Source organism: Stenotrophomonas maltophilia group sp. Smal17 (assembly GCF_030237045.1).
Classification (GTDB): Bacteria; Pseudomonadota; Gammaproteobacteria; order Xanthomonadales; family Xanthomonadaceae; genus Stenotrophomonas; species Stenotrophomonas forensis.
The window spans coordinates 1-7,761 of the sequence record NZ_JASJSU010000121.1; the positions used below are offsets into that span (position 1 = coordinate 1).

The following is a 7,761-nucleotide window of genomic DNA, read 5'->3' on the forward strand; positions in this document are numbered from 1 at the left end:
TCCCCGCGGCGCTTACTTCTTGTCGACCGGCTTGGTCTCAGCCGGTGCTTCGGCCGCAGCCGGGGTGGCGGCCGGAGCCGGACGCGCCTTGACCACGCGCACGCCGCGCGCCTTCATCCAGGCGTCGAATTCTTCGGCGGTCATGCGCTTGCCGTTCTGGCTCATGTCGAAGCGCCACGGCGTGTTGTCGAACTCGGTCTGCGGCTTGTAGGCGGCCGGATCGTTGGGCTTCACCGCCGGCGCGCTCGGAATGGCCTTGGCGATGTTCTGGCAGCCATCGATGCGCAGTCGCTGCAGCACCTGGTCCAGCGACTGCGACGGATCGTAGTTGCCGCTCAGCACGCCGGCGGGCATGCCCAGCTGGTTGCCGCGGATGTACAGCTCATCGGCCACCGGCGCGATGGTCGTGGCCGGCAACGGCAGCGGCGCGGCGCTGGTGTTGACCGAGCAATCGACCGCAGCGTGGGCGGCGGGAACCAGGGCCAGTGCCAGGACGGCGGCCGATGCAGAGCGCAGCATGAGGGACATCCACGGAAGGAAGTGACGCGGCGAGTTTAGCAATGCCACGTCATCTTTCAAGCGCCACTTTCAATGAATACGGCAACTCATTGGTTTTACGAACAAAATGCCGACGAACGGTCATCTTCCCCCGGCAAACGCCGAATTCCGGGCCGCAGAAACAACAAGACCCGGCCGAAGCCGGGTCCTGCTGTGTCTTACTGGCAGAGCGTCAGAACTTAGTTCTGGACGTTCAGCTCGGTACGACGGTTCTTGGCGCGACCTTCCGGGTTATCCGAACCATCCGGGTTGGTGTTCGGAGCAATCGGACGGCTCTCGCCGTAGCCGATCGGGCCGACCAGGCGACCGGCGTCAACGCCGTTCTTGGTCAGGTAGTTGTACACGGCGGTGGCGCGACGCTCCGACAGCTTCTGGTTGTAAGCGTCGGTACCCTTCGAGTCGGTGTGACCGGCAACTTCAACGCGCAGATCCGGGTAACGCTTCAGGATCTCGGTGGCTTCGCTCAGGATCGCCACGGCGTCCGGACGCAGGTTCGACTTGTCGAAGTCGAAGTTGACGCCCTTCAGGTCGATGGAGACCGGCACCGGGCAACCGTCCGGACCGATGGTCTGACCCGGCTGCGAGTTCGGGCACTTGTCGTCGCAGTTGTTGACGCCGTCACCGTCGTCGTCCAGGTCGGCGCAGCTCGGGGCAACCGGAGCCGGAGCCGGAGCAGCCGCGACCGGAGCCGGGCCCAGCGGGATCACGACGCCGACCGAAGCCAGCACGTCACCGAACCAGCTTTCGTCGCGTGCAGCGATGCTCTGGTCGTCGAAGTCAGCGCGGTAGGCCACTTCGGCGCGCACGGCAACGCGCTTCTCGAAGGTGGTCTGCAGGCCGACGCCGACCTTGGCGGCGAGGTTGCCGTCCTTGCGCTTGCCCGGGCCAGCGGCGCTCAGCGGGTAGGTCTCTTCCGACTTCTGGTAGCCCAGGCCACCCAGGATGTACGGGTTCCAGCCACGGCCTTCCTTGATGAAGTGGCGACGCATGTCCAGCGAGACGCCGTACTGCGACCAGTTCTGGTCCTTGTTCGAATCGAAGTTCGGGTTCTGATAGTTCAGCTCACCGTCCAGCGACCAGTTCGGGCTGATGAACTTACCCAGGCCCAGGGTCACGAACGGAGCGTCATTGGTCAGACGGTCGTTGTCCTGGAAGTTGAAGCCGGCCGAACCGGTCAGGTACCAGCGGTCATCGAACTCCTGCGCCGACGCAGCCTGGGCGAAAGCCAGACCACCCAGCAGCGCGGCAGTAAGGATCTTCTTGTTCATTGAGTACAGCTCCTATTTCGGGGGTATGAAACCGGTAGAGGCATGGGCCAGCACTAGTGCGTCGATGTTCGACAGCCGATTCAGCACGCCACCGCCGCGAACATTATGCTCAGGCGGGTGAAGGTCATGTTAACAGTCCCGTAACATGTGAAATATCGCGCCCGACCCTCCACCGGTCCGACGTTGAAACCCTATACAGGATGATGAAAATCCGCAAGACCCGCGCGCTGCAAGGGTTTGACGAGGTTTAAGTGGCAAAAACGACATGCTGCCCAACCCGGTGCTCGACAGCCTTCAGCGCACTTGCGGAAAGGTGAGGAACCTTATGATGGGACCACGAACCCAGCCGGAGCCGAGATGAAAGCCGTCGCCCTGAGTCGTGAATCCGCCCCTTCCCTGTGCGATGTCCGCCTGCCACCACCGCTGCCTCCGAGTGGCCGCGATCTGCTGGTCCGGGTCGAAGCGGTCTCGGTCAACCCTGTCGACGGCAAGCAGCGTGCCGCCACCGATCCGGCCACGCTCGCAACGCCCCGTGTACTCGGCTGGGATGCCGCTGGCGTGGTCGAGGCGATCGGTGACGAGGCCAGCCTGTTCGCCTCCGGTGACGAGGTCTACTACGCAGGCGATGTCACTCGCCCGGGCTGCAACGCCCAGTACCAGTGGGTGGATGAACGCCTGGTCGCACGCAAACCGACCACGCTGGATTTCGCCGAAGCCGCGGCCCTGCCACTGACCACGCTCACCGCCTGGGAGTTGCTGTTCCAGCGCATGCCATTGCAGTTGGATGACCGCCGTCATGCCGGCCAGCACCTGCTGGTGATCGGCGGCGCAGGCGGCGTCGGCTCGATGGCGATCCAGCTGGCCCGCCACGCAGGCTTCGAGGTGATCGCCACAGCGTCCCGCGAAACCTCGGTTGACTGGTGCCGGCAGATGGGAGCCCAGCATGTGATCGACCATCGGCATGCGCTGCTCCCGCAGTTGCAGGCGCTGGGCATCGATGCGGTACAGGTCGCGCTCAACCTGGCCGACACCGACCACTACTGGGATGAGCTGGGCCAGCTGCTGGCACCGCAGGGCCATGTCGGCCTGATCGTCGAACCGCGCGGCGCGCTGCGCATCGGCGATCCCTACAAGGCCAAGTGCATCGGCATCCACTGGGAATTCATGTTCGCGCGCTCGCGCTTCGGCACCGCCGACCGCATCGAACAGCACCGGATTCTCAGCCGCGCGGCCAGCATGATCGACGCCGGCCAGCTGCGCGGCACCCTCAGCGAAACGCTGGGCAGGATAAATGCAGCCAACCTGGACAGCGCGCATCAACGCCTGGCCAGCGGCCGCACGGTGGGCAAGCTGGCGCTGGCAGGCTGGGACGACTGACGCCGGCGCGGCGCATCCACCTGTGCGGTCGGATTGGCCGTCATCTGTATCTATGGAAGCGGCTGAATCGAGCTTACGGTGGAAACAGATCCTCCACCCCGAGCCCCGTCATGCCCACCGCCCTGCCCCTGCGCCTGCTGCAACTGATCGTCGGCCTGTTCCTGTACGGCTTCGGCGCCTCATTGATGATCCGTGCCGCGATCGGAGTCGCGCCATGGGACGTGCTGTCACAGGGTATCGCCGCACAGACCCCGCTTTCGTTCGGCCTCGCCACCAACGTGATCGGTGCTCTGGTGTTGCTGCTGTGGTGGCCACTGCGGCAGAAGCCGGGCGTCGGCACCGTGCTCAACGTGCTGCTGATCGGCCCGTCCGCGCAGTTCGGGCTGTGGCTGCTGCCGCCTGCCGTCGGCCTCGGCTGGCAGCTGGCGATGTTCTGCGCCGGCATGCTGCTGGTCGCCCTGGCCACCGGCCTGTACATCGGCGCCAAGCTCGGCCCGGGCCCGCGCGATGGCCTGATGACCGGCCTGCACGCCCGCACCGGCTGGCCGATCTGGAAGGTGCGCAGCCTGATCGAGGGCAGCGTGCTGCTGCTGGGCTGGTGGCTGGGCGGCAACGTCGGCCTCGGCACCCTGGCCTTCGCCCTGCTGATCGGTCCGCTGTGCGGAGTAACGCTGGGCTGGTTCGGCATCGGCCGGCCCGCCCCGGTCGTGCCGACCGCTGGCCGGCAACCGCAATCGCCCTGAGCTGATCGGGAGGCCGGTAAGTGGGGCCCGCGGTTCGCGCAGCGAATTGCGGGAGCGACAGCACGCATGTGCCGAGCGTACCCGGCCAGCGGCCGGCACTACCGCCCCCGGAGTTCGGGGGCAGCGCCGCAGGCGCGGGGGCGTGGAGGCCGGTAAGTGGGGCCCGCGGTTCGCGCAGCGAATTGCGGGAGCGACAGCACGCATGTGCCGAGCGTTCCCGGCCAGCGGCCGGCACGACCCAGCGAAGCAACCCTTGCCCCGGCCGCCGTTTCGCGGCACGCTGCGCGCTTCCGTACGCAAGCGTATCGACCATGTCGCCAGCCAACGAAAGCGCCTATCCCCACCTGTTCACCCCGCTGGACCTGGGCTTCACCCAGCTGCGCAACCGCGTACTGATGGGTTCGATGCACACCGGCCTGGAGGATCGCGCGCGCGACTTCCCGCGGCTGGCGGCCTACTTCGCCGAACGCGCCGAAGGCGGCGTCGGGCTGATCGTCACCGGTGGTTTCGCACCGAACGTGGTCGGCTGGCTGAAGCCGTTCGGCGGCAAGCTGTCCTGGCCCTGGGAGGTGCGCCCGCATCGGCAGCTCACCGCCGCCGCGCACCAGCACGGCGCGAAGATCTGCCTGCAGCTGCTGCACGCCGGCCGTTATGCCTACCACCCGTTGTCGGTGGCACCGTCGAAGCTGAAGGCACCGATCAACCCGTTCACGCCGCGCGCGCTGTCGGCCAGCGGCGTCGAACGGCATATCAGCGACTACGCGCGCAGCGCGAAGCTGGCCCGCGAGGCCGGCTACGACGGCGTGGAAGTGATGGGCTCGGAGGGCTACCTCATCAACGAGTTCATCGCGCCGCGCACCAACACGCGCAGTGACCGCTGGGGCGGCGACGCCAGCCAGCGCATGCGCTTCGCGGTGGAGATCGTGCGCCGCATCCGTGAAGCCTGCGGTCCGGACTTCATCATCATCTACCGCCTGTCGCTGGTGGATCTGGTCGAGGACGGCAGCAACTGGCAGGAGATCGTGCAGCAGGCACAGGCCATCGAGGCCGCAGGCGCGACGATCATCAATTCCGGCATCGGCTGGCATGAAGCGCGCATTCCAACCATTGCCACTTCGGTGCCGCGTGCGGCCTTTGCCGGCGTCACCGCCAAGCTCAAGCCGCACGTGACGCTGCCGCTGGTGGCCACCAACCGCATCAACATGCCCGAAGTGGCCGAACGCATCCTGGCCGATGGCGGTGCGGACATGGTGTCGCTGGCGCGCCCACTGCTGGCCGACCCGCACTGGGCCAACAAGGCCCGCGCCGGCCGCGCCGAGGCGATCAACACCTGCATCGCCTGCAACCAGGCCTGCCTGGACCACGTGTTCGAGAACAAGCTGGCCAGCTGCCTGGTCAACCCGCGTGCGGCCCACGAGACCGAGCTGGTCTACCGCCCGACCACCACGCCGAAGAAGGTGGCCGTGGTCGGTGCTGGCCCGGCCGGGCTGGCCTGTGCCACCGTCGCCGCCGAACGCGGCCATCAGGTCACCCTGTTCGATGCCCACGAGGAGATCGGCGGCCAGTTCAACGTGGCCAAGCGTATTCCGGGCAAGGAAGAGTTCTACGAGACCCTGCGCTACTTCCGGCACAAACTGACCGAAACCGGGGTGCAGCTGCGCCTGGGCACCCGTGCCGACGCTGCGCAGCTGGCCGGCTTCGACGAGGTGGTGCTGGCCACCGGCATCACCCCGCGCAAGGTCGACTTCCCCGGTGCCGACCACGCCAAGGTGGTCAGCTACCTGGACGTGCTGCTGGGCCGGGTCGAGGTAGGTGCCAACGCGGCGATCATCGGCGCCGGCGGCATCGGCTTCGATGTCGGCGAGTTCCTCAGCCATGCCGGCCCGTCGCCATCGCTGGACCCGCAGCACTGGATGGCCGAATGGGGCGTGGATGCCACCTTCGAGGCCCGCGGCGCGCTGGCCACGCCACAGGTGGAAGCGTCGCCACGCCGCCTCTGGCTGCTGCAGCGGAGCGCCGGCAAACCGGGGGCGCGGCTGGGCAAGACCACCGGCTGGATCCACCGCGCCACGTTGAAAGCCAAGGGCGTACGCATGCTGGGTGGCGTCGAGTACCTCGGCGTGGACGACGAGGGCCTGCGCATCCGCGTCGAAGGCAGCGAGCAGCTGCTGCCGGTCGACCATGTGGTGATCTGCGCCGGGCAGGAGCCGAACCGCGCACTGCAGGCCGAACTGCAGGCCGCCGGCATCAGCGCACAGCTGATTGGCGGCGCCGACGTGGCCGCCGAATTGGATGCGAAACGGGCCATCGACCAGGGCAGCCGGGTTGCCGCCGCGCTCTGATGCGTGCCTGAATGGGGGGCGGAATGTGATTTTCGTCACCCCTGCCGAACCTGAATGTCAAGCCGGATGATTCATGATGCGTTCGGCTATACCCCCCTACCTTGCGCCATCTTTCCGCTCACCAGCCAGTTTCCGGTGAGCCGGCGCGGCCCCCTCGATCGGTATTGATCGTTTCTTTTGGGGCCGCCCACGGGGCGGCCCCGATGGCCGCCTCCCCATGACGCCAAGTCGTACCCCGGCCCGCAGCCCCCGCTGCGGGAACCGAGAGGTGCGGCCCATACGGAGCAAGGAGTTATATGAAACTGGCCTGGATTCTCTGGCTGTCGCAGTTGTTGCCGCAGCCGGCCGCTGATTCATTGTGTTTGAGCACCACCGTGTACCTGGAAGCCCGCGACCAGACCCTGCGCGGCCAGCAGGCCGTCGCCGAGGTCGCCCTGCGCCGCCTCGACAGTGGCCTGTGGGGCGACTCGATGTGCCAGGTGGTCACCGCGCGCAAGCAGTTCGCACCGACCATCGTCTCCCCCGGCACCCAGCTGGGCAATGACGCCGCGTGGAGCGAGGCGATGAACGTCGCTTTCGACGCAGAGCGCAACTGGGCACTGCCGGCCGGCGAGCGCCGCGAGATCGTGCCCGGTGCCAGCCACTTCGCCGCGCTGTCGATCGCCAGCCCGAACTGGCGCAACGCCTACCAGGTGGCCACCATCGGCGATCACACCTTCTATAAGGTGCAGAACCTCAAGCCACGGCAGTCGTAACGATCCGTGCTGGCGGCAGCGTTGCCGCCCGCCGGCAGGCTCTGGGATAGTGGGCGCTTCCCGCCCGCATCACCTGGAGTTCCCATGAAGCTGTACAGCAAGCCCGGTGCCTGTTCCACCGCCGACCACATCGCCCTGCAGTGGACCGGCCAGCCGTTCGAGGTTGAACTGCTGAACAAGGACACCCTGAAGGGTCCGGAATTCCTCAAGATCAATCCGGCCGGTGCGGTACCCGCGCTGGTCGACGGCGACTTCGTGCTGCTGCAGAACGCCGCCATCATGGGCTATATCGCCGACAGCTACCCGCAGGCCGGCCTCGGTGGTGACGGCAGCCCGCGCCAGCGCGCCGAAGCCACCCGCTGGCTGGCCTTCGTCAATTCGGACGTGCATCCGGCCTTCTCGCCGCTGTTCGCACCGGGCAAGTTCATCGCCGACGAAAGCCAGTTCGACGCCATCCGCGCCGCTGCACACAAGCGCCTGCGTGGCCTGTTCGAAACCGCTGACAAGCAGCTGGCAGACAAGCCGTGGCTGGCCGGTTTCCGCAGTTACGCCGATCCGTACTTCTACATCACCCTGCGCTGGGCCGCTGGCACCAAGGTCGACCTGTCCGGCCTGGACAACCTGGCCGCCTACAAGGCGCGCATGGACGCCGACGCCGGCGTGCAGGCCGCACTGAAGGCAGAGGGCCTGGCCTGACCCTGTATGAGGGTGGAGCCCC

Annotated in this window: 7 protein-coding genes; 5 read left to right on the forward strand and 2 right to left on the reverse strand. The window is 67.0% G+C overall.

Annotated elements, in window-relative coordinates; translation table 11 throughout:
* Positions 1 to 12: 12 nt before the first annotated feature.
* Both QRO93_RS19870 and QRO93_RS19875 read right to left on the reverse strand, forming a co-directional pair.
* On the reverse strand, positions 13 to 519 hold the full coding sequence (locus tag QRO93_RS19870) for a hypothetical protein (protein WP_053448893.1): 507 nt from the start codon (positions 517 to 519) through the stop codon (positions 13 to 15).
* A 218-nt stretch (positions 520 to 737) separates the two neighbouring features.
* The gene (locus tag QRO93_RS19875; RefSeq protein WP_053448892.1) at positions 738 to 1,826 is read right to left on the reverse strand and encodes an OmpA family protein; all 1,089 of its coding nucleotides are present in this window, start codon (positions 1,824 to 1,826) and stop codon (positions 738 to 740) included.
* Positions 1,827 to 2,183: 357 nt separating this feature from the next.
* On the opposite strand from QRO93_RS19875, the gene QRO93_RS19880 reads away from it, so the two are divergent.
* The 5 genes from QRO93_RS19880 (at position 2,184) to QRO93_RS19900 (ending at position 7,739) form a co-directional block, all read left to right on the forward strand.
* Positions 2,184 to 3,203 carry a zinc-binding alcohol dehydrogenase family protein gene (locus QRO93_RS19880; protein WP_164088039.1) on the forward strand — a complete coding sequence of 340 codons (1,020 nt, stop codon included), beginning with the start codon at positions 2,184 to 2,186 and terminating at the stop codon, positions 3,201 to 3,203.
* A 110-nt stretch (positions 3,204 to 3,313) separates the two neighbouring features.
* Positions 3,314 to 3,946, forward strand: a complete 633-nt coding sequence (locus QRO93_RS19885; RefSeq protein ID WP_053448890.1) for a YitT family protein — start codon at positions 3,314 to 3,316, stop codon at positions 3,944 to 3,946.
* A gap of 311 nt (positions 3,947 to 4,257) precedes the next feature.
* Complete coding sequence (locus tag QRO93_RS19890) at positions 4,258 to 6,288, forward strand: NADPH-dependent 2,4-dienoyl-CoA reductase (protein WP_164088040.1); 2,031 nt, start codon at positions 4,258 to 4,260, stop codon at positions 6,286 to 6,288.
* Positions 6,289 to 6,584: 296 nt separating this feature from the next.
* On the forward strand, positions 6,585 to 7,043 hold the full coding sequence (locus QRO93_RS19895) for a cell wall hydrolase (RefSeq protein WP_004154513.1): 459 nt from the start codon (positions 6,585 to 6,587) through the stop codon (positions 7,041 to 7,043).
* Positions 7,044 to 7,127: 84 nt separating this feature from the next.
* Positions 7,128 to 7,739, forward strand: a complete 612-nt coding sequence (locus tag QRO93_RS19900) for a glutathione S-transferase N-terminal domain-containing protein (RefSeq protein ID WP_004154511.1) — start codon at positions 7,128 to 7,130, stop codon at positions 7,737 to 7,739.
* Positions 7,740 to 7,761: the final 22 nt, after the last annotated feature.

Coding starts and splice junctions, on each gene's coding strand:
- QRO93_RS19900 (WP_004154511.1), top strand. CDS start 7,128: ATGAAGCTGTACAGCAAGCCCGGTGCCTGTTCCACCGCCGACCACATC.
- QRO93_RS19870 (WP_053448893.1), bottom strand. CDS start 519: ATGCTGCGCTCTGCATCGGCCGCCGTCCTGGCACTGGCCCTGGTTCCC.
- QRO93_RS19895 (WP_004154513.1), top strand. CDS start 6,585: ATGAAACTGGCCTGGATTCTCTGGCTGTCGCAGTTGTTGCCGCAGCCG.
- QRO93_RS19880 (WP_164088039.1), top strand. CDS start 2,184: ATGAAAGCCGTCGCCCTGAGTCGTGAATCCGCCCCTTCCCTGTGCGAT.
- QRO93_RS19875 (WP_053448892.1), bottom strand. CDS start 1,826: ATGAACAAGAAGATCCTTACTGCCGCGCTGCTGGGTGGTCTGGCTTTC.
- QRO93_RS19890 (WP_164088040.1), top strand. CDS start 4,258: ATGTCGCCAGCCAACGAAAGCGCCTATCCCCACCTGTTCACCCCGCTG.
- QRO93_RS19885 (WP_053448890.1), top strand. CDS start 3,314: ATGCCCACCGCCCTGCCCCTGCGCCTGCTGCAACTGATCGTCGGCCTG.